Source organism: Tissierella sp. P1 (assembly GCF_002266425.1).
GTDB lineage: Bacteria > Bacillota > Clostridia > Tissierellales > Tissierellaceae > Tissierella > Tissierella carlieri.
On the sequence record NZ_NPMN01000020.1, the window covers coordinates 13,862 to 36,317 of the forward strand.

At 33.4% G+C, this 22,456-nt stretch carries 23 protein-coding genes; 20 read left to right on the top strand and 3 right to left on the bottom strand.

The window, feature by feature from the left end; translation table 11 throughout:
- Nucleotides 1-3: 3 nt before the first annotated feature.
- From CIW83_RS14335 to CIW83_RS14370, 8 genes are all read left to right on the top strand, one after another.
- Nucleotides 4-1,419 (top strand): DUF1116 domain-containing protein, encoded by a 1,416-nt coding sequence (locus CIW83_RS14335; protein ID WP_094902335.1) that lies wholly within the window; start codon nucleotides 4-6, stop codon nucleotides 1,417-1,419.
- Between the two features lie 9 nt (nucleotides 1,420-1,428).
- The gene (gene arcC, locus CIW83_RS14340) at nucleotides 1,429-2,340 is read left to right on the top strand and encodes a carbamate kinase (RefSeq protein ID WP_094902337.1); all 912 of its coding nucleotides are present in this window, start codon (nucleotides 1,429-1,431) and stop codon (nucleotides 2,338-2,340) included.
- A 123-nt stretch (nucleotides 2,341-2,463) separates the two neighbouring features.
- Nucleotides 2,464-3,651, top strand: coding sequence for a M20 family metallopeptidase (locus CIW83_RS14345; protein WP_094902338.1), 1,188 nt, complete (start codon nucleotides 2,464-2,466; stop codon nucleotides 3,649-3,651).
- 175 nt (nucleotides 3,652-3,826) lie between these two features.
- Nucleotides 3,827-4,852 carry a MerR family transcriptional regulator gene (locus tag CIW83_RS14350; protein ID WP_201259902.1) on the top strand — a complete coding sequence of 342 codons (1,026 nt, stop codon included), beginning with the start codon at nucleotides 3,827-3,829 and terminating at the stop codon, nucleotides 4,850-4,852.
- Nucleotides 4,839-5,450: a DUF6273 domain-containing protein gene (locus CIW83_RS14355; RefSeq protein WP_094902340.1), complete on the top strand. Its 612-nt coding sequence runs from the start codon at nucleotides 4,839-4,841 to the stop codon at nucleotides 5,448-5,450. The genes CIW83_RS14350 and CIW83_RS14355 overlap by 14 nt, the downstream gene beginning before the upstream one ends.
- 8 nt (nucleotides 5,451-5,458) lie before the next feature.
- On the top strand, nucleotides 5,459-5,782 hold the full coding sequence (locus CIW83_RS24930) for a transposase (protein WP_158220138.1): 324 nt from the start codon (nucleotides 5,459-5,461) through the stop codon (nucleotides 5,780-5,782).
- A gap of 328 nt (nucleotides 5,783-6,110) precedes the next feature.
- Entirely contained in the window at nucleotides 6,111-7,211 is a 1,101-nt protein-coding gene (locus tag CIW83_RS14365; protein ID WP_094902344.1) for a sulfurtransferase, read from the top strand.
- Nucleotides 7,192-7,632 carry a hypothetical protein gene (locus CIW83_RS14370; protein WP_094902346.1) on the top strand — a complete coding sequence of 147 codons (441 nt, stop codon included), beginning with the start codon at nucleotides 7,192-7,194 and terminating at the stop codon, nucleotides 7,630-7,632. The genes CIW83_RS14365 and CIW83_RS14370 overlap by 20 nt, the downstream gene beginning before the upstream one ends.
- A gap of 96 nt (nucleotides 7,633-7,728) precedes the next feature.
- On the opposite strand, the gene CIW83_RS14375 is transcribed toward CIW83_RS14370, so the two are convergent.
- Entirely contained in the window at nucleotides 7,729-8,238 is a 510-nt protein-coding gene (locus CIW83_RS14375) for a flavin reductase (RefSeq protein ID WP_094902348.1), read from the bottom strand.
- A gap of 226 nt (nucleotides 8,239-8,464) precedes the next feature.
- Between CIW83_RS14375 and CIW83_RS14380 the strand changes: the two genes are divergently transcribed.
- Nucleotides 8,465-9,541 (top strand): helix-turn-helix domain-containing protein, encoded by a 1,077-nt coding sequence (locus tag CIW83_RS14380; RefSeq protein WP_094902350.1) that lies wholly within the window; start codon nucleotides 8,465-8,467, stop codon nucleotides 9,539-9,541.
- On the top strand, nucleotides 9,522-10,775 hold the full coding sequence (locus CIW83_RS14385) for an FAD-dependent oxidoreductase (RefSeq protein WP_158220139.1): 1,254 nt from the start codon (nucleotides 9,522-9,524) through the stop codon (nucleotides 10,773-10,775). Before CIW83_RS14380 ends, CIW83_RS14385 begins: the two co-directional genes overlap by 20 nt.
- Before the next feature lie 53 nt (nucleotides 10,776-10,828).
- Here the strand turns inward: CIW83_RS14385 and CIW83_RS14390 are convergent, their stop codons facing one another.
- Complete coding sequence (locus CIW83_RS14390; RefSeq protein ID WP_369819399.1) at nucleotides 10,829-11,758, bottom strand: DUF5692 family protein; 930 nt, start codon at nucleotides 11,756-11,758, stop codon at nucleotides 10,829-10,831.
- Between the two features lie 358 nt (nucleotides 11,759-12,116).
- Here CIW83_RS14390 and hypB point away from each other — a divergent pair, with 358 nt between their 5' ends.
- The 9 genes from hypB to CIW83_RS14430 all read left to right on the top strand — a co-directional run bounded on the left by hypB (nucleotide 12,117) and on the right by CIW83_RS14430 (nucleotide 18,521).
- Nucleotides 12,117-12,767, top strand: a complete 651-nt coding sequence (gene hypB / locus CIW83_RS14395) for a hydrogenase nickel incorporation protein HypB (protein WP_201259904.1) — start codon at nucleotides 12,117-12,119, stop codon at nucleotides 12,765-12,767.
- A 38-nt stretch (nucleotides 12,768-12,805) separates the two neighbouring features.
- Nucleotides 12,806-15,493, top strand: coding sequence for an FAD-dependent oxidoreductase (locus CIW83_RS14400; RefSeq protein ID WP_094902356.1), 2,688 nt, complete (start codon nucleotides 12,806-12,808; stop codon nucleotides 15,491-15,493).
- Between the two features lie 20 nt (nucleotides 15,494-15,513).
- On the top strand, nucleotides 15,514-15,855 hold the full coding sequence (locus tag CIW83_RS14405) for a hydrogenase maturation nickel metallochaperone HypA (protein WP_094902358.1): 342 nt from the start codon (nucleotides 15,514-15,516) through the stop codon (nucleotides 15,853-15,855).
- A gap of 13 nt (nucleotides 15,856-15,868) precedes the next feature.
- Entirely contained in the window at nucleotides 15,869-16,408 is a 540-nt protein-coding gene (locus CIW83_RS14410) for an ECF transporter S component (RefSeq protein WP_094902360.1), read from the top strand.
- Nucleotides 16,409-16,418: 10 nt separating this feature from the next.
- Nucleotides 16,419-17,012 (top strand): class I SAM-dependent methyltransferase, encoded by a 594-nt coding sequence (locus tag CIW83_RS14415; protein ID WP_094902362.1) that lies wholly within the window; start codon nucleotides 16,419-16,421, stop codon nucleotides 17,010-17,012.
- 238 nt (nucleotides 17,013-17,250) lie between these two features.
- Nucleotides 17,251-17,571, top strand: coding sequence for a nucleoside triphosphate pyrophosphohydrolase (locus tag CIW83_RS14420; RefSeq protein ID WP_094902449.1), 321 nt, complete (start codon nucleotides 17,251-17,253; stop codon nucleotides 17,569-17,571).
- A 34-nt stretch (nucleotides 17,572-17,605) separates the two neighbouring features.
- A complete protein-coding gene (locus tag CIW83_RS24445; RefSeq protein ID WP_255374447.1) occupies nucleotides 17,606-17,734 on the top strand; it encodes a hypothetical protein in 129 nt (42 codons plus the stop codon).
- A 35-nt stretch (nucleotides 17,735-17,769) separates the two neighbouring features.
- Nucleotides 17,770-18,240 carry a hypothetical protein gene (locus tag CIW83_RS14425; RefSeq protein ID WP_094902364.1) on the top strand — a complete coding sequence of 157 codons (471 nt, stop codon included), beginning with the start codon at nucleotides 17,770-17,772 and terminating at the stop codon, nucleotides 18,238-18,240.
- A 47-nt stretch (nucleotides 18,241-18,287) separates the two neighbouring features.
- Complete coding sequence (locus CIW83_RS14430) at nucleotides 18,288-18,521, top strand: DUF1653 domain-containing protein (protein ID WP_094902366.1); 234 nt, start codon at nucleotides 18,288-18,290, stop codon at nucleotides 18,519-18,521.
- Nucleotides 18,522-18,524: 3 nt separating this feature from the next.
- Here the strand turns inward: CIW83_RS14430 and CIW83_RS14435 are convergent, their stop codons facing one another.
- Nucleotides 18,525-18,974, bottom strand: a complete 450-nt coding sequence (locus CIW83_RS14435; protein WP_094902368.1) for a YaiI/YqxD family protein — start codon at nucleotides 18,972-18,974, stop codon at nucleotides 18,525-18,527.
- A 217-nt stretch (nucleotides 18,975-19,191) separates the two neighbouring features.
- On the opposite strand from CIW83_RS14435, the gene CIW83_RS14440 reads away from it, so the two are divergent.
- Entirely contained in the window at nucleotides 19,192-22,410 is a 3,219-nt protein-coding gene (locus tag CIW83_RS14440) for an SNF2 helicase associated domain-containing protein (protein ID WP_094902370.1), read from the top strand.
- The last annotated feature ends 46 nt before the right edge of the window (nucleotides 22,411-22,456 follow it).

The window sequence follows — 22,456 nt, forward strand, 5'->3', positions numbered from 1 at the left end:
GACATGAGTGGTATTAATAATTTGTTTTCACAAGAATTAAAGATATTAAATATAGGGACAAGCAAATTTAAAGACGATCTAGAACTTCAGGGGCAAGATGTATTGCAACTAGATTGGGTACCTGCTGCTGGTGGAGATATAGAATTATTAAATATGATTGATAGATTATCTGGTAGAGAAGATATAAAAGAGGCTAATAAAAAGGCAGTAGAAAGAATGATGAATTCTCATCCTATGCTCATAGATATAGATAAGGCAATAAATGTAATCCCGGGGATGAAGGAAAATATGATACTCCATTCGGGACCACCTATAGAATGGGAAAGAATGGCTGGACCAATGAAGGGAGCCGTAATAGGAGCTTTAATTTATGAAGGCAGAGCTAAAAATGAAGAAGAAGCAATAAAGATAGCATCATCGGGAGAAATTGAGTTTTCACCTTGTAATGAATACTGTACTGTGGGACCTATGGCAGGTATAGTATCTCCTTCTATGCCAGTACATGTAGTATATAACAAGACATATGGAAATTATGGTTATTGTACAATTAATGAGGGATTAGGAAAGGTTCTAAGATATGGTGCATTTAATGATGAAGTTATAGAAAGACTTAAATGGATAGAAGAAGAGTTTGCACCTACTATGAAAAAGGCTTTAAAGAGTATTGATGGAGGAATAGATATAAAGTCTATAATTTCTCAAGCAGTTCATATGGGAGATGAATGTCATAATAGGAACAAGGCTGCTACTAGTTTATTCTTTAGGGAAATAACTTCTTATATCATAGATACTGATGTAGATATAGACATAAAAAAGAGAGTATTAAATTTCATAAAGATGAATGAACATTATTTCCTAAATCTATCTATGCCATCCTGTAAGGTTGCAACAGATGCAGCTCATGGAGTAGAAAATTCTACTGTGGTAACTACAATGGCAAGAAACGGTGTAGATTTTGGAATAAGAGTAAGTGGTCTTGGTGAAGGCCAATGGTTTACTGCTCCTGCAAATATGATAAAAGGACTGATGTTCCCAGGGTTTAAAGAGGAAGATGCTAACCCAGACATAGGAGATAGTGCTATTACAGAAACCATGGGCATAGGAGGATTTGCCATGGGTGGGTCTCCAGCTATAGTTCAGTTTGTAGGAGGAACTGTAGAAGATGCCATTGGATATAGTGAAAAAATGTATGAAATAACTGTAGGTGAAAATACAAATTATTCTATTCCAACTTTAGACTTTCGTGGTTCTGCCATAGGAATAGATATAGTTAAAGTAATTGAAAAAGGTATTTTACCTATAATCAATACTGGAATGGCTCATAAGGTTGCAGGTATAGGACAAGTTGGTGCAGGTTTAGTAAGTCCACCAATGGAATGTTTTAAAAAGGCAATTCTTGAGTTTAATAAAAATAACTAGGAGGGAAATATGAGCAGGATATTAATTGCTTTAGGAGGAAATGCTTTAGGAGATACTCCAAAAGAACAATTTGAGCTGGTAAAGGAAACGGCAAAACCAATAGTAGACCTTATAGAGAAAGGGCACGAAGTAATAATTGCTCATGGAAATGGGCCTCAAGTAGGTATGATTAACCTAGCTATGGAAGAAGTATCTATGCCTTTTCCAGAATGTATTGCAATGAGTCAGGGATATATTGGATACCATCTCCAAAATAGAATATATGAAGAGTTAAATAGAAGAAATATAAATAAAGATGTGGTAGCTATAGTAACTCAAGTTGTAGTAGATGAAAATGATGAAGCTTTACAGAATCCTACAAAGCCTATAGGAAGATTTTATTCTAAAGAAGAAGCAGAAAAACTAGTAATAGCAAAGGGCTATAAAATGATAGAGGATTCTGGGAGAGGATATAGAAGAGTAGTAGCTTCACCAAAACCTATAGACATAGTTGAAAAAGAATGTATAAAAACTCTAGTGAAGGATGGACATATAGTAATAACAGTTGGTGGTGGCGGAATTCCAGTAGTTAAAAAAGACTTTGGCTATGAAGGAGTTAACGGTGTAATAGATAAAGATTTCGCTAGCGGCAAAATTGCAGAATTAGTTGATGCAGATTATTTGTTTGTCCTAACAGCTGTGGATAGAATAGCTATCAACTTTGGAAAGGAAGACCAAACCAATTTAGATAAGATGTCTATAGAAGAGGCTTATAGATATATAGAAGAAGGACAATTTGCACCGGGAAGTATGCTTCCAAAGGTAATAGCGGCAGTAAATTTTGCCAAATCAAGAAAAGGAAGACAAGCAATAATAGCTTCATTAGAAAAAGCAAAGGAAGCATTAGTTGGAGAAAGTGGAACAATAATATATAATAGTTAGAGTAATACTAAGATGGATTATATGATATAATTAGAGACATTACAGATATAAGAGATATAATGAAATGAAGATAGCTTTATATACGGTATAGATTGCTAAATTAATCATTGAGGTGATGTAGATATGTTCAATATAATCCAAGAAGTAAAGAAAATAGAAGAAGATATAATTAACTGGAGAAGAGAACTTCATCAAATACCAGAAATAGGACTGGATTTACCAAAGACCGCAAAGTTTATAATGGATGAATTAGATAATATGAATATAGAATACCATACCTTAGTAAATGGAAATGCTATCGTAGGATTAATAAAAGGTAAAGAAGAAGGAAAGACCATAGGATTAAGGGCAGACACCGATGCTCTTCCTGTTAAAGAAAAAACGGGATTAGAATTTGCGTCAAATAATGGATGTATGCATGCCTGTGGACATGATGGACATACTGCCATCTTGCTAGGAGTAGCTAAGGTATTAAATGAAAATAAAGATAAGTTCAAAGGTAATATAAAGTTATTATTTCAACCTGGAGAGGAATATCCAGGTGGTGCAAAACCTATGATAGAAGAAGGTGCCTTGGAAAATCCTAAGGTAGATGCTGTAATGGGACTGCACTTAGGAAATCTAGGGAAGGAAATTCCTAAAGGAAAAATAGGAGTATCTTATGGAATTATGATGGCAGCAGTAGATGTAATGTATATTAAAATAAATGGCAAGGGTTCTCATGGTGCATACCCTCATCAATCTATAGACCCTATTGTTACAGCTTCAGAAATTGTTTTAGCACTACAGACGATAATCAGCCGTGAAGTAGATCCAGTGGAACCAGCAGTAGTATCTGTTACTAGAATAGACGGTGGATTTAACCATAATATAATTCCGGATTCAGTTGAAATTCAAGGAACAATAAGGACGGTAAATGAAGAGACTAGGCAGAGAATCTCCAGAAGAATAGAAGAAATAGTAAAGGGAGTAACCCTAGCCCATGGAGCCAGCTATGAGATTGATTATGAATTCTGTTATCCGGCACTTATAAACTCAGAGGAGTTTACTAAGGGATTTGTAGAATCTGCTAAGAAGATAATCCCAGAAGAAGATATAGTAGAGATGAAATCACCTGTAATGGGTGCAGAGGATATGTCCTTTTTCTTACAAAGAGTTCCGGGAACCTTTTTCTATCTTAGTAACATGGCAGAAATAGACGGAGAATTCCACCCGCATCACAATCCTAAGTTTGATATAGACGAAGGACAAATGTGGAAGGGTGCAGCCCTTATTATACAGAATACAATAGATTGGTTAAATAAAAACTAGGCTTATGCCTAGTTTCAGGCCGTCGACATTTTATATGTTGATGGCCTTTTAATATCTATGATTAGTAAAAGAATTATGCTATACTGATTATTAGTCGGATAATATACACATTATTTGCCCGAATTTTTTGGTTTCTCTCTTGACTTTGACGTCGCGTCAACCTGTACACTTATACTTGAAAGGGGGGATAGTCATAGAACTGCAAACCATCAGTCAAGTATCTAAACATTTTTCAATTTCAACTCGGACACTTAGATATTACGAACAAATAGGGTTGATAACACCTATGAAAAAAGAAGATTTCGCTTATCGCGTATATGATATCGAAGCCATCACACGCCTGCGTCAGATTATTATTCTACGCAAACTGAGGATACCGCTTAAACAGATTGCCGAGATTCTGCAAAGTGCGGATGTGGGTGTTGCAATCGAAGCCTTTGAGCGCAACCTTATGGAAATTGAGGACGAAATTACCGCACTCTCCACTATCCGTAGCGTTATTAAAGCCTTTATCCAACATCTAAATCTTGGAAGTGCGATATTCGCACTACCGGATGATGAAGGTTTATTAGAAATTGTAGATTCATTGACTGTCTCTAAAATTAATTTCAAGGAGGCAAAGTCAATGGAACAACTTAACCACGCAAGCGAGAAGCTTAGTAAACTTGAGGACAAAGATGTACGGATTGTTTACCTTCCGCCCATGACCGTTGCTGCCGCTTACGCATCAGGAGAAGGCTGCGAAGGCAAAGTGATGGGCATGATTAATCAATTCGTAAAAGATAGCGGATTGTTAAAAATCAAACCAGACGCCCGAAGTTTTGGTTTTGACTGCTCTAAGGAGGAAGTAGTACTCGGAGAACCTTCTCACATATATGAAGGTTGGGTATCTGTTCCCGATGACATAGAAATACCCATGCCTTTAGTAAAGCGAACCTTTAGTGGTGGGTTATATGCCGCACATGTATTGAGGACATGGGATTTTGAGGATTGGCGTTTATTAAGAGAATGGGTCAACGCCAGCGATAAATATGATAACGACTGGGATTCCCCACGCTGGATATCGCCTGAAACCGTTGCGGGGCAGGGATTTGAAGAAACGTTGAATTTTTATAATTTTATACAAAAAGGCAGTAAAATGGAAGATTTACAACTTGATTTATTATTCCCTATTAAGGAGAAGGACAATGGAAGATTATAAAATTGGCTCGATAATATCATTTGGTGACTACAACTGGCGTGTGCTTGACATACAAAATAACGCGGCTTTGGTTATAACTGAAGAAATAATAGAACAACGTGCTTACCATGATGCTTATAAAGATATAACATGGGCTGACTGCGCGTTAAGAAAATATCTTAATGGTGAATTTTATGACAAATTCAACGTAACTGATAAATCAAGGATAATTCCGGTAATAAATAAAAATCCTGATAATCAGTGGTATGGTTCAAAGGGCGGAGAAGATACGCAAGACAGTATATTTTTATTAAGCCTTGAGGAAGTGTGCAAATATTTCGGTGATAGCCGTTCAAAACTGCAAAACCGAGGAAAAAATCAAAGATATTGGTTTGAAAGAAAAGATGAAAACAACAGTAAGCGAATAGCAAGACTTCAGGGTAAAGAATGGAGTTGGTGGTGGTGGCTTCGGTCGCCCGGCCGCGTTAATGTAAAAGCCGTATACATCTTTGGGACTGACGGTAATATAGGTATCCAAGGCAACAATATATTGAAAGGCAACATCAGTGATGGCAAATGTACAGGCGGCGTCCGTCCTGCTTTGTGGTTGAATATATAATTTCAATTATGGCTAATAAGCATAATACCATAGGAAGCAAGGAACTCCATGCACTCCGAAGCCAAACCATTGAACGGATCTTTGCAGATGATAAGGGGCTTCATGGTATGCGTTATGCCAAGCATAGAGGTTTAGACCGAGTGAAAATGGAACTAAACCTCTTATTTGGTTACATGAATCTCAAAAAATTGGCAAATAGGTTGTGGAAGAACGGTAACCCCTTTGCTTTTCTGCTTGTTTGTGTCAATATTCGAAGTTTTTCAAAAAAATTTGCGAACTTGAAATTGCTTGTTGATTTTTGCAAACCAAGAAGCAATAAGTCAACAATCTGAAACTAGGCTTATGCCTAGTTTTTTTAGTATATTATGGTTTTTCATTTATATTATGGGGATTAATGGATGAGTTGATCATAAGTAGATATAGACTTAGAGATAATCGATATAATTATATATACATTACTATTATTGAGACTTACATATTAATAGCCATAATTATTAACTATACTAGAATCTTTATATATAGATTTTATCTATATCTTTAATTTTATTTATAGATTTTATTAATTGGACTTTATAAAATAGAAATGCTACACTTTTAAAGATATTTAACTTTATATTGATATAAGGATATTATAATAAGATACTAGTAGGAGGATTTTAAATGAACAAGAAATTTTTAACTTTGTTACTTGTAGCTGCATTAATGATGACAGTATTTACAGGATGTAAACAACAACCTAAGAAATCAGATAGTGATCCGGTAAATAAAGAATCAGTAGCTAAGGATGAAGATACACAGAAGTCAGAAGTTGAAAAGGTTGAAGCTGTGGATGTAAAGAAGGTATTTGTTTCTCCGCAATGGGTTAAAAGTGTTATTGATGGGGAGCAGGAAGAATCAAAGAAATATATAATTTTGGAAGCTTCTTGGGGATCAGCTGATGATAGTCCGGATTATAATACTGGTCACATACCAGGTGCTGTGCATGTAGATATTGCAAGCATCGAGGGGGAACCTTATTGGAATCTAAAATCTCCAGAAGAAGTTGAACAAGCAATGCTTGAACTTGGAGTTACAAAGGATACTGCTGTTATTCTATATGGATCTGATGTTTCTGGTACTGCCAGAGTTGCATATGCATATTTATGGGCAGGAGTTGAGAATGTTAAAATGCTTAATGGAAGTCTTGATGCGTGGAGAAAAGCAGGATATGAATTAGAAACTACTGCAAATACTGCAACACCTGCAACGGAATTTGGTGCAAAGGTTCCGGTGAATCCACAGTTCTGGATATCAGTTGAAGATGCAGATAAGAAATTAAAAGATGATTCTAATTTCCGTTTAGTAAGTATTCGTTCATATAAGGAGTTCAATGGTGAAACAAGCGGTTATTCTTACATTGATAAAGCTGGAGAGCCTAAGGGTGCTGTATGGGGTAAAGCAGGTAGTGATCCATACCATATGGAAGACTATACCCATGAAGATGGAACCTATATTACAATGGATGAAATGAAAGAGCTTTGGAAAGGACTTAACTTTACCTTGGACAATGAGCTTTCTTTCTATTGTGGAACAGGTTGGCGTGCATCAATTCCGTTTTTAATTATGTACGAAAATGGATATACCAATATGAGTATGTATGATGGTGGATGGTATCAATGGCAAATGAATGATAATCTCCCTGTTCAAGTGGGAGATCCAAATACTGGTGAAGTCGTTTATACGACAGTAGGTGAACTTTCAAATGACAAGGCGGCAAAATAGAAGTAAATATATATGCGCAATTTTGTGTGGTATCTTAGAGTTTTTAGCAATAATCGGAGCCTATGCAGCTCATTATTTCACTAAAACTCGTATGGGGATGCTTCGTCATGTGATATATCTTAACGGTAAATGGGAGAAGGCATTTCCTATTCCAGCGATGAAATGGATTGCTATAAGTATCATTCTTGCTCTTGTAATCATTGCATATCTGCGTTATCGTAAGGGAAATACAGACTATAATATTAATATACCTGTAATGCTATTGACTATTATCATGAGTATATGGACAGCATATTTTTTGCTTGTCTATAGTACAGAAAAGAATCGTGCTTATTATATTTTAAGTATTTGTTTCCTGTTGGCAACAGTATTTCAAAATATTTTATATCATTGTATTTTTTCAATTAAATCAAAGAGATAAATTTAAAAGAGAGACTGAAATAATTTCAGTCTCTCTTGGTTATATAATCCATTATAATTAAACCTATATTTTCATGATGTGTATTTTAGATATTTATTATTCTCTTACCAATATCTTAGTTACTTCTCCAATATATAATGTATGATGGTCAGAATTAGGATAGATTTTTTCATTAAGTTCCTGATCAATGAATGACTCAGGTTTATATTCCTGAGCAAATAATTTCTTACAGAAGATTGCTATATTTGCTTCTTCAAAATAAGGAATATTATTATCATGTATAACTGTAAAATTAGATTTTTTAATTTTATCTTCATCTCTACCAGATTTTGTTCCAAGATAAGATAATGTTTCTCTAAAACTGTTATCAAAGAATGTCAATGAGAATGAATTTGAATTATCTATAAACTTCTTAGTATAGCGTTGTGGACGAATAACTATATATGCCACATTCTTATTCCACATAACACCTAAACCGCCCCAGGAAGCAGTCATTGTATTAGTTTTTCCATCCTTTTCTGCAGTAATTAGCATCCAATCCTTGCCAATTAATTTAAATGGGCTATAGTTAAATTCTTCAGGTCTAGTTTCTTTAAATTTAGTCATATATAATCCCTCCATATTTATTATTATACTTATTATTATATAATAGATGAAAGTAAATTCATATTATGATAGGTACATTAAACAAGAAATAAATAGAGATGATAAGGGAAAAATTGGGAAATCCTTGATAATATAGTATAATGATGGTGACAGATAATGTGAAGTAGATTAGTAGATATGAAGGCTATATCATTGAAATGCTCATTAAGGAAAAGGAGGTACTGTTATGAAATTCAAAGGATTTAATGCACATAATAAATATATGATATTGAAACATGCATTGAAGGAAAACAACGTTTCTCGGACCTGTGAGCTGTTTGGTATTTCTAGGACAACCTTTTATAATTGGCAAAGGGCTTATCAGAAGTATGGCATGGTTGGACTAGAAATAAAGGAACCACAAAAGCCACAAATGCCTAATAAAGTCAATAAGACTATTGAGCAGGAAATATTAGCATATGTAAGCAGTTATCCTGCCGATGGACCCAAAAGAATTTATTATGAGCTAAGAGCTGAAGGAATTGATATCGGAGAGACAGGTATTTATAATGTCTTAAGGCGAAATAATTTAGCAACAAAGGCTCAGAGAGTGCAATATTCTAAGAATAAAGCATTTCATATGAAAACTAATCGAAAGGATAGTAAGGAAATACTTGGATTTTTTAATAAACAGGAGATTTATCCGGGATATTTAGTTATCCAGCAGATTAACTTTATGGGAACCTTCGATGGCATTGGTAAAATATATCAATATAGCTTCTATGATATTGCTTCAAAATGGATAGCAGTAAAACTATACAATAAAAAACAGGATATTGATATCTGGAATTATTTTGAGCGTAAATTAGTTTATTTATTGAAACTATTCAATATAAATATTACAAATTTAGCTACTGACAGAAAAAAGGAGTTTTTACCTTACTTTGTAAAGGATAATAAGTATAAAGAAGTTATAGAAGACCTTCATATAAATCATATATTTATTTCTCCTGAGGATAATACGGCATTAGAAGATATGATGTCACTAAATAAGTTTTTGGTTACAGAGTTCTATGATAAAATTGGTTTGAATCATGAACTTGATTCATTTACAAAGGTTGAAGGTGCACTTAATAAATTTATAAGGGAATATAATTTTTACAATATAATACTAGATGGTCATAATATAGGTAGGACACCTGTTGAGGCAGTACTTGAAAGGGCATCACAAAATAATGTAGATTTAGATACATTGCCACTTTGGATTCTGGCATTGATAAATTATTCAAGGCGGGGTGAGAAAGGTGAACAGGGAAGACTGTAAAATTGCAGTAATTGGTGGAGGACTTTCAGGACTTGTTATAGCCGAAGGTCTGCAAAAAAGGAGATATAAAAATATCACTGTTTTTGAAAAAGATGAACGGATAGGTGGTAAATTGTATACCATCTGGCATAAGGGAAAATCTCACGAACTGGGGGCAATATTTGGCCTACCTTCTCAACCGTATCTTAAGGCTTTGATGAAACGGTTAAATATCAAAGCAGACGGACCAAAATTATCTCGTACCAATTATAATACTAATGGTCAAAAAACTATACCCATACCGAAGGAAAAATTGGAAGACTTTGTGGATGAACTGGATCGATTGCCAGACGTATTAGAGATGTATAAGTCACTTAAAAAATCAAATATTGAAAATGTTGAGCCTGTATTAATGCTTCCATTTTCAAAATGGTGTGATATACATGAATTTCGGATTTTAAAGACCATCTATACCCAATATTTTACTATCTTTGGATTAGGTAATATTGATGAAGTACCAGCTCTATACGTACTTAGAATCTTAAACTACGATCATTTAATGTCCTTTATGGAGTTACCGGAGTTTGCCACTTGGAAGAATGGGGTTTCTTCATTGACAGAACGACTAAGAAAGGAAATCAAAGATATCCGTCTAGGTCAAAAGGTAATAGATATTTCTGTATCTCAGAAACAAACCCTATTAGTACAAACCCAATTTGAAATTCTTGAATTTAATCGAGTCATCATTGCTGCTCCCTTGGATCAATTTTCAAATCTTCATTTTTGGGATCAAGATATGAAGCGACAACTAAACAGTATAAGATATCAATCATTTAATGTTTATGCATTCATAGCTGACAAAATCCCCAAAGGCTGTGGATGCGTATTAGAAAACTTATCACCCAATCGGCAAGGACATATTACCATATGGAACTCTAGGTGGGATAAAGAGGATAATGAAGGGATGGTGATGCTTTATGCATATAATCCTAGTGATAGCTCTAAAATTCCTGCCTTAGATATTATTAAAGATGACTTGTTAAAATTAGGTATACAGAATCCAAGGCTTTATCAGGCTAAAAATTGGCAGCATTGCCCTTATGTAGATACTTATGCCTTAGAAAATGGATTTTATGATAAAATGGAATCTATGCAAGGTAAATACAATGTATTTTTAGCAGGTGAAATTATGAGTACACTTTCAATGGAAAACTGTATACGGTATTCTATAGATTTATTAAATCGTTTTTTTTAGCCATATGTTAAAAATCTCCTTAATCACTAGTGATTAAGGAGATTTTCTTTAGTTTATATAGATTCTAGCTTTGAACTTATTTTTGAATCCTTCCAAATCTCGTCTTTTAAAGGATTGAGACCATATTTAGCGATTCGGTAGAACTGCCAAACTGCTAATATTATATTAAGACTTAAAGATAGTATTGCTAGAGTCCAGTTAGCTTGAGGTTTATAGCTTACCTTTACATTTAAAATACTGCCTGTAGCAAAGAAATATGGGAATGTCATGACCCATGACATCCAAAATAAAAGTGTATGTGCACGGTTTTGCATCCAAGTTCCTTTCGACCATAAAAGTGCAGGAATAGTAGGTGCAAGATTTAATGCTAATCCTGAATACAAGGCGTTGCCAGGTGCACAGGAATATACATAGGATATGTTCCAAACTCCATAAGCTATAATATAAAGGAGATTTTGGTCAGGCCATATCATATCCTTACGTTTACCTGAAGTAGAGTAGATACCAAACCAACCGCAAATCACTAGAATATTTAGAATTCCGGCTATTGCATTTAAATAGTTCCACCCTCCGGATATATAATACATACCGTCAACCATTCCATTAAAGCCAGCTATACCAACTTGAAATTCTCGTGCTACAGCTTCCAAGATATTGATAGCTAAGATAGATGGAATAAGTGTTAGATACCACCTGTGTTTCTTATGGTAGTCTGTAAATCGAACCACCATATAAATAAGGCAACCTGCTAGTGCCGAATAAACTTTGACCCAAGTAAACCAAGACGTGATTTCATTAGGGCCTCTGGTGACCCAAACTATAGTAAGGATTATCGGTAAAACCATAAACATAAGAATACTTACTCTTTTACTTGTGCGGGAAAGCTCATTCAATCCAATAAGAATACCAAGAACAACAAACCACATAATTATGTTATACCAGGGAAGCGTTTCAAAAAAGAACATAACCAAAACCCCTTTCATATAAATATAATGATTTGATACTTTCAAAATATTACGTTAAAAAAATAACGTAAATTCAACTATAGTTTATCATTAATTTAATTCCTAATCCATAGTATTTCAGCACATTCCAATGACTTTTTTACATTCAAGTCATATTTACATATTTTTTTATGAGAAGTGCTTAGAATTAGGATTATATAATTTATAAGTGTAAACAATGCTTGAAATAGAAAGTCGATAAACATTGAAATCTTACTGTCTCCCTTTTTTTGACAGTAAATTTTATTTTAAATACAATGAAAGTGATAAAATAGTAACGATTTTCATAGAGCTGTATTGTAAATGTAATGAAAATTTATAGGGAGGCGGATAATAAATGGAAAAATTTAAAGTTTTAGAAATCAAGGAAAATATTTTCGAAGATAACAATCGACAAGCGGATATCCTTAGGGATGAATTGAAAAAGAAGGGGATATTTCTGTTAAACCTCATGTCATCACCAGGATCAGGTAAAACAACTACAGTTTTAAGGACTATTGAAGCTTTGAAATCGGATATGAAAATTGGAGTTATGGAAGCAGATATAGACTCTGATGTGGATGCTCATTCAGTAGCTCAAACAGGTACAAAGGTAATTCAATTGCATACAGGGGGAATGTGCCATCTAGATGCTGATATGACAAGACAAGGTCTAGAAGGATTAGGAACACAAAACCTTGACTTTATAATATTGGAAAATGTAGGTAATCTTGTATGTCCGGCAGAGTTCGATACAGGTTCATCTAAGAATGCCATGATATTAAGTGTACCAGAGGGTGATGATAAGCCCCTTAAATATCCCTTGATGTTTTCAATTGCAGATGTTTTACTTATTAATAAAATAGATGTAATTGATTATTTTAACTTTGATCTAGAGGCGGTAAAGTCTCGTGCAAAGAAATTAAATCCAAATATAAAGATCATTCCTATTTCAGCAAGGACTGGAGAGGGAGTTGATGAATGGCTGATTGGATTCGTAATGAGGTAAAAAGCTGGCAGGAATAAAAACATTAAGGAGTGAGATTTATGGGAAAGCCAAAAGTATTAGACTTAGCAAATCATATTGGCAGAAAGAAGCCTAATTCGAAATCAGCATATAACTATAAAGATCCTGAATATATGATATTAGAACCAGTAGTTACAGATGAAATGGCAGAAGTAGGATTATGCCTAGAGTTTCGGAAACCAAAGAGTGCAAAGGAAGTAGCACCTTTATGCAGCCAATCCTTGGAGGATACAGAAAAACATTTGTGGGAATTAGCAGTTGCTGGTGCTTGTTTTGTAAACAAAATAGATGGAGAAGATAAATACTGGCTTGATACTTGGGTGCCAGGGGTTATGGAAATGATGGTTAACAATAAGGAAAATGTAAAGAAATATCCTCAAATAGCAGAAGCTTTCGAGGCTTATGGTAGAGTAAGAGGGCCAAAAACAGCAGGAGCATTTCCCGTGGGGAAAGGTCTAATGCGTGTTATTCCCATTGAAACAGCCATTGATGGTGAAACAAGAAGAGCATCTTATGAGGAAGTATCAAAATATCTAAATGAAAATGAAATATTTTCAGTATCTGATTGCTCCTGTCGTACGGCTAGAGAGGTTATGGGAGAAGGCTGTGGACATTTAAAGGAGGATATGTGTATCCAATTGGGACATGCAGCGGAATATTATATCCGTACGGGAAGAGGTAAGCAAATAACTAAGGAAGAAGCCTTTGAAATCATAAAAAGAGCAGAAGAAAATGGTTTGATGCATCAAATACCAAATTTAGATGGTTTTGGAAAGACTCATGCAATATGTAACTGTTGTGGATGTAGCTGCCTATCTTTAAGAACTGCAGGGATGTTCTTAAATAATGATATGGTCAGATCAAACTATGTATCTCATATTGATAAGGAGAAATGTGTTGCCTGTGGAGAATGTGTCCAAGTCTGTCCTGTAAATGCATTAAAGCTAGGTCAAAAAATATGTGCTAAAACACCAATTAAAGAAAATAAAAGGATGGATTTTCCATCTAATACAGAATGGGGACCAGATAAATGGAATCCTGATTATCGTACAAACAGAGAGAATGTAGTGGATACAGGAACAAGCCCTTGTAAGACTCAGTGCCCAGCTCATATTTCTATCCAAGGTTATATTAAGTTGGCTTCTCAAGGAAAATACAAGGAGGCCCTTGAACTGATAAAAAATGAAAACCCATTCCCAGCAGTATGTGGACGTATATGTCCAAGAAAATGCGAATCTGTATGTACTAGAGGGGATATAGATGACCCAGTAGCTATAGATGATATTAAAAAATTCATAGCGGAACAGGACTTAAACAAGGAAAATCGTTATATACCAAAAGTTAAACATAATTATGGAAAGAAAATAGCCGTTATAGGAGCAGGTCCTTCTGGTTTATCTTGTGCATATTACTTAGCCATCGATGGATACAAGGTGACAGTATTTGAAAAACAACAGGCTCTAGGCGGCATGCTTACTCTCGGAATTCCATCCTATAGATTGGAAAAAAATGTAGTAAATGCTGAAATAGATATTCTAAAAGAATTAGGGGTAGAGTTTAAGACGGGTATTGAAGTAGGAGAAGATATAAGCCTCAAGGAATTAAGACAACAAGGATACAAGGCATTTTATCTTGCAATAGGAGCACAATCAGGAAGAAAATTAGGAATTGAAGGAGAAGAGGGGGAAGGGGTTATTACAGGAGTTGATTTCCTTAGAGATGTAAATTTGGGAAGAGAAGTAAAGCTTGAAGGAAATGTAGTAGTCATAGGTGGAGGGAATGTGGCTATAGACGTAGCTCGAACAGCTACAAGAGTAGGAGCATCAAAGGTAGATATGTTCTGTTTAGAAAGTCGAGAGGAGATGCCCGCTCTAGATGAAGAGGTTGATGAGGCAATGTCAGAAGATATCGTAATAAATAACTCTTGGGGTCCTAAGAGAATTGTCACGGAAAATGGCCGTGTAGTAGCCATAGAATTTAGGAAGTGTACTTCTGTATTTGATGAGAACAAGAGGTTCAATCCTAAGTATGATGAAAACAATACTATTACAGTAAAAGCAGACCATATATTATTATCCATAGGTCAAGGTATTGAATGGGGAAATCTATTAGAGGGCTCAAAGATAGAGCTTAATCCAAATAAGACTATCAAAGCTGATTCCTTTACTCTTCAAACTGCTGAATCAGATGTATTTGCAGGTGGTGATGCTATGACAGGTCCTAAATTTGCCATAGATGCTATTGCTCTAGGAAAAGAAGCTGCAATTTCCATTCATCGTTTTGTTCAACCGGGGCAAAGCTTAGTACTTGGACGCGATAGAAGAGCATATCATGCCTTAGACAAGGACAATTTGATACTTGAAGGATATGATAATGCTCCAAGACAGAGGACGGCTCATGTAGATGGAGCAAAGGCTAAGACTTCCTTTAATGACCTAAGAGAGACCCTTACAGAAGAACAAGTAAAGAAGGAAACAGAGAGATGCCTAAGCTGTGGAGCTACAACGATAGACGAATATACGTGCATAGGATGCGGGGCATGTACCACAAGATGTAAATTTGATGCTATATCTCTCATAAGAAAGTATGATGAAGAAAATGTATCCTTTGAAGACCTTAAACCGATAATAGTCAAAAATATGATTAAGCGTAAGGGTAGAATGGTTGTCCACAAGGTTAAGAAATCTATGGGTGTCTATACTAAGTAGAATATGTGGGAGTGAGCTATTTGCATGAATTAGGCGTAGTTATTAAAGTAGTTAAAACAGTAGAAAATTTTGCTAAAAGCAATGGAATAACAAATATAGATACTTTAGTGCTTCAAATAGGACAATTATCCTCCATGATACCGAGATATATTGAAGCCTGCTATCCAGCTGCAGTAGATGGAACTATGCTAGAGGATACTAGGCTTGAGATAGAGATTCTACCGGGAAATGGCATGTGTAAATCTTGCCATAAGGTATTTAATCTGATTGAAAATAAATACCGCTGTCCTTATTGCGGAGGAGAAAACATAGAGGTATTAAGTGGTAAAGAGTTTATGATTAAAGAGATTATCGCTTATTGAAGGAAGGGATATTATGAAAAATAAAATGATAAAGAGCTTGGTATTATCGGGAGTATTTATAGCCACGGGGCTTGTATTGCCCATGGCATTTCATGCTATAGGAGGGGCAGGTCCAGTGTTTTTGCCTATGCATATTCCTGTACTAATTGCTGGATTTTTTCTAGAATTACCATTTGCAGCTGCAGTAGGTATATTAACTCCTCTTTTGAGCTCATTATTGACAGGGATGCCACCATTTTTTCCAGTATTGCCCTATATGATTCTTGAGCTTGCAACTTATGGAGCAATAGTAAGTCTTCTTTATAGAAAATCAAAGGTGAATGTCTGCATGTCCCTTATCATTAGTATGATATGTGGTAGAATTATGGCCGGTGCTGCAGTATGGGTATTGGCAACAATTTTTATGGTACAGCTTCCTAGTCCGGTTGTGTTTGTGCAAGGTGCAATCATTAAAGGGATTCCAGGGATCATCATACAACTAATCCTAATACCTTCAATTGTATTAGGGGTGAAAAGATTCAATCCAACTAGCGAGTTTCATAAGTTGACATAGGTGAATTTAAATGGAATCACAAAAAGATTTTTTTAATAGATTAGCAAATACTTGGGACGAAATATGCAACCACGATATGATAAAAGTAGAGTTTATACTGGATTTAGTTGAAATAAAAGCAGGAACCCATATTTTAGATGTTGGAACAGGAACTGGCATACTTATTCCCGGCTTATTTCAAAGAGTAACCCAGTCAGGTTACATCAAGGCAATTGATGTAGCTGAAAAAATGATTGAGGTTGCTCAGAGAAAAAACAAATATGAGAATGTAATCTTTGAATGTGTAGATGTACTAGAGAGCAAAGATGATGAAGATATATATGATCATATAATCTGCTATTCCATGTTTCCTCATTTTAAACACAGAAAAGCAGAAGCGATTACAAGTTTGGCACAAAAGTTGAAAGCTGGCGGAAAACTTACAATTTGCCATTCTCAAAGCAGGGAGTCTATTAATAATCTTCATAAAGGAGCAGATGAAACTGTAAAAGAGGATGATTTACCTCCAATGGCAATACTAAGGCAATACTTTTTAGATGCTGGGTTGGAAGTTTTAAAGGAAGTAGATAATATGGATATGTTCGTAATAATCGGATGTAAATAGTTAATTTAGGATAACCATTCTGATGTGACTCACAGCAGGGTGGTTATTTTTCCTATGAAGAAGTATGGTGGTTGCATATCATTTTTTTATTACCTTAATAAGGTATATATCTAAAATAAGAAATAAAATACTATAATATAGTAAGGAATAAATACAAAATAACAGATAAAAAATTGGGGTTTTTTTAATAATATAGTATAATAGGGGTAATATGATAAGGTGAGGTAGATTGGTAAGTATGAAATCTATAGAATATAATAAGTTAGTAAGAGATAAAATACCAGAAATAATTGAAAAGGCAGGCAATCAGGCAATAGTTGAAAAAGTAGGTGAAAGTCAACTTATTAGGCTATTAAATAAAAAACTTGAGGAAGAATTAACCGAATATCTTGAAAGTGGAAATGTAGAAGAACTTGCAGATTTAGTAGAAGTATTATATGGAATTCTTGACCATAAAGGAGTATCAATTGAAGAATTTGAAAGAATTAGACAAGAGAAAAATGAGAAAAGAGGAGCTTTTAGAGAAGGACTTGTACTTATAAAGGTAATAGAAGAATAATATATTATAAATGAAGGTTTTAGGGAAATAATTCTTGAGATCCAAAGCCATAGATTTTTATATAAAAAATGGATTTAAAGTAAATGGAATTGATTTAAGCTGTTATACTAATGATGATATTGGGAAAAATGAAGTAAGGATAGAAATGGTTTATAGAATGTAATGAGAGGTTGTTAGTAATTTCTAGGAGGGAAAATCATGAAACTTATAAAATTTATATTGATTGGGATTATATTTATCTTGATATTTAATGCTCTAGGTATGTTTAATCCTGAAACAAGTAAAAAAGTAGATAATGCTGTTGAAATAACTAAAATTAAAATAAACGAATTTAAATATAAGGATAAGCCCCTTATTGATATGTCGTTAAAAGAGTTAGCCTCTAATATTTCTTCTGACATTAATTATTTAAAGGAAGAGGTAATTACAGATGAAGGGGTTAAATTATCAGGAAAGGGATTATCTGTGATTATAAACCCAACGAAAGATACAATTCTCACTGGTAAGGTTGATGCTACAGAATCTAAGGCTGTAGAATCTCTAGAGAAGCTTCTTTATAACTTGACTAAGAAGGATATCAAGATTCCAGATGAATTTTTAGACAAAAGTAGCTTTAATGTTGCTGTAGAAAAAATAGATGGAGAATATAATCTAAAATTAGATGAATAAGACTTAAGTAATTAAGATGTGATTACACAAAGAAAAGGAGTCATTATATGAATAATGAAAATACTAGAACAATCAAGCCTAATACAAAATATAAACATTTCAAAGGAAAAGAATATTTAGTTCTTCATATGGCAAAGCATTCAGAGACTTTAGAAGATATGGTTGTATACCAAGCTCTATATGGGGAATATGGAATTTGGGTTAGACCATTAGATATGTTTTTAGAAAAAATAGAGCGAGATGGAAAGTCAGTTAATAGGTTTGAAGAAATTGTTGAATAGAGTTTAAGGTACTTGAAAAGTATGTTTTTCAATTAGTTTTCTTAAGACAATTTCAAATTCCCTATCCGCTTCAGGAATCCTTTTCTTAGCCTTGCTATAATATTTATTCTGTTTTCTAAGCTGTTGATGTAAATGTCTTCGATTCAACATTCCATCTATATTATTTTGTGAAAATATAGAGCCATTTTGATTTATACAGATAGCTTCTTTAGATAAACACATAGCAGCTAATCCATAATCCTGGGTGATAACTATATCACCTTTTTCTATTCTATTTATTATATAAAAATCAGCACTATCACGTGAAATATCTACAGAAACAACAGTTGCGTAAAGGTCGGTAATTTCATGGGCATAGTTTTTTACAACTATTATTTCTAATTTATACTCTTTAGCAATTCCTACCGCTATATCAACTACGGGACATCCATCTGCATCCACATATATTTTCATATTCTCACCTCAATTCATTATATCATGAAAGAAATAAATATATACTAAGAATCTATATCAGGATTATAGAACTATAATAATATATTATCTGACAGAGTAATGTTTGGATATGTTAAAATAATTCTTAGGTATATGGAATATTCATTAGAATTAAATTGTTATATTAGCAATGGAAATATAGAAAAAATATATTGCTTATAGATATGGTGGTGAAAAAATGTCAAGATTAACAGACGAAATATTAATAGATAGAGTAGAACTTTATGACACATATGAAAAAGGAAAACAATATTATGAATCTGGAAAAGTAAGAGAAGTAAAGACAACTCCAAACCATAATTATTATGTTGCCAGTGTAGTTGGAGGTTCTGTGTATAAATCGATTGTTGAGTTTAATAGCTATGATAATATTGTTGCTACATCTTGTACATGTGGAGCCTATAAAAAATATCATGGAGATTGTAAACATATAGTTGCTTTGTTGATATTAATTATGGACTACGAGGAAACAAGTCTTACAAGATATAAGAAATCTGAAGGAGATATAAAAAACATACTTCATTATTATAGCCAAGAATCAAGTGATATAAAAACTCCTGTAAATCTAGAAATAAATTTTAAACTTACAGCTGAAGGAGCTTTTCTTGATTTTAGAATTGGAGTAGATAAACTATATGTGGTTAGAGGGGCAGAGAAATTTATATCAGATTTACAAGAAAATAAGGAAATAGAATTTGGCAAGAAATTTAAATTTAGTCCAGAGATCCATTGTTTTAACTCTAATGATAAGAAATTGATAGATTTTATTACCTTATTATATGAAAATTATGAAATAAATTTTTATAATTCTTATGGTAATAAATATAACAGTACATTTAAAGGAAATGCTATATACTTAGGTCCAGAATCTCTTAAGAGATTTTTTGAATTAATGAAAGATAGAAAATTTAATGCAAATATATATCATAGTTATGTTGAAGACATAATAGTAACTGATGAAGATATGGAATTAAACCTGAAAATAGAGGAGAGTAAAGAAGACCTTCTGTTAAGAGTTGTTGATGGATCACAGTTAATATCCTTGACACCAAATGGAGAATACTTTTTTTATAAGGATAAGATTTATCAATTATCTCAGGAGAAAATAAATAATATAATGCCAATATATAATGAAATAATAAAAAAAGAAACAACGGCAATAAGGATAGAAAAAGATTTAAAAGAGACCTTTATTTCAGAGGTGCTTCCTGCTATTAGAAAGCATTCAAAATTAATTATAGATAAAAATGTAGAAGAGTCGATCTATAGTGAACCATTACATTCTATAATGTATTTTGATAAACAAGATGAGTTAATTCTTGGAAAGGTAATATTTAATTATGGAAATATAAGTATAAATCCTTTTTCTTCACAGAAGACAAATGATTTAAATACAGAGAAAATATTATTAAGGGATATAGAAACTGAAAGGACTATAATGATGCTCCTAGAACAAGGAGATTTTAAGGTGGAAGATGGAGGATTTTATCTAGAGGAAGAAGAGCAAATTTATGATTTTATAACTGATATTATACCTGAGTTACAGAAACATTGTGAAGTATATTATTCTGAGAGCTTTAAGAAAGTGGGCCTTATAAGTTCTAAGAGCTTTAAAGGTGGACTCAAGCTTGATGATAAATCAGATATTTTGGAATTTAATTTTGATATAGAAGGTGTAGATGATTCTGAATTTGAAAATATCTTAGGAAGCTTAAGAGAAAAGAAGAAATATTATAAATTGAAAAATGGTTCTTTTTTGTCTCTTGATAATAAAGCCTTTGACCATATAGTAGATATGTTGAATTATTTAGATATTGAAGGAAAAGATTTTCATGATGGAAATGTTAAAATTCCTAAATTTAGGACATTGTATCTTGACAAGTTTATAAGAGATAGAGGAATTGACTATATCAAGAAAAATGTAAATTTCAAGAGATTAGTACAAGATATAAATGATCCAGATGATATAGAATATGAATTACCTAAAGGCTTAACAGCTGATTTAAGGGATTATCAAAAATTTGGTTTCAAATGGCTTAAAACATTATCAAATTATGGATTTGGTGGAGTTCTAGCTGATGAAATGGGTTTAGGAAAGACGATTCAAATGATAAGCTTCTTACTATCTGAAAAAGAGGAAAAAGGTTCCGAAGCAAGTATAGTCATAGTACCTACATCTCTTGTATATAATTGGGAAGAAGAAGTAAAGAGATTTTCTCCAAGTCTAAAAACCTTAGTAATAGTTGGAAGTAAGGATGAGAGAAATAAACTCATTAGTACTATAAAAGACTATGATTTAATAATCACTTCATATCCGTTAATTAGAAGAGATATAGGAGAGTATAGAGATATATTTTTTAGATACTGTATATTAGATGAAGCACAGTATATTAAAAATCAAGAATCCCTTAGTGCAAAATCTGTAAAAAATATTAAGGCAAAGAATTATTTTGCTTTGACTGGAACACCTATGGAAAATTCATTATCTGAACTTTGGTCAATATTTGATTTCTTAATGCCAGGGTATCTTTTGACAAGTAAGAAATTTATTAAGAAGTATGAATGGCCAATAGTTAAGAAAGAAGATAACGAAAAATTAAAAGAATTAAGTAATCAGATTAAGCCCTTTATATTGAGGCGATCTAAGAAAGAAGTATTAAAGGAATTACCAGATAAGATAGAACAAAAGATAGTAGTAGATATGTTAAAAGATCAGAAAAAATTGTATAAGGCATATTTACAGGCTATAAAAGGTGAAATAGATGATGAGATAAATGCAAAGGGATATAGTAGGTCACATATAAAAATTCTTGCTGGGCTAACAAGATTGAGACAAATATGCTGCCATCCTGGAATATTTGTAGAAGGCTATAATGGTGGAAGCGGTAAACTAGATTCCTTAGAGGAAATAGTAGCTGAAGCTGTTGCTTCAGGACATAGAATATTGATATTCTCACAGTTTACAACTATGCTAGAAAAAATAAAAAAACTTTTAGAATATAATAAGATAAAGACTTTATACCTTGATGGAGGAACCCCTATTATGGAAAGGAGCAATCTGGTAATGGACTTCAACAAAGGAATAGGAGATGTATTTTTAATATCTCTTAAAGCAGGAGGTACTGGATTAAATTTACCTTCTGCAGATATGGTAATCCATTTCGATCCATGGTGGAATCCAGCAGTAGAAGATCAAGCTACAGATAGGGCCCACAGGATAGGACAGGAAAAAACTGTTCAAGTTATAAAACTAGTTGCAAAGGGAACCATAGAGGAAAAAATATTTAAACTGCAAGAAAAGAAAAAAGAAATGATTGATAAAGTGATTACTGATGGAGAAACATTAATATCAAAATTATCAGAAGAAGAAATAATTTCATTATTTGATATGGAGTGAGGAAAATAAATAATATAGTAATAAAATCCGCCTATATCTAGAAATT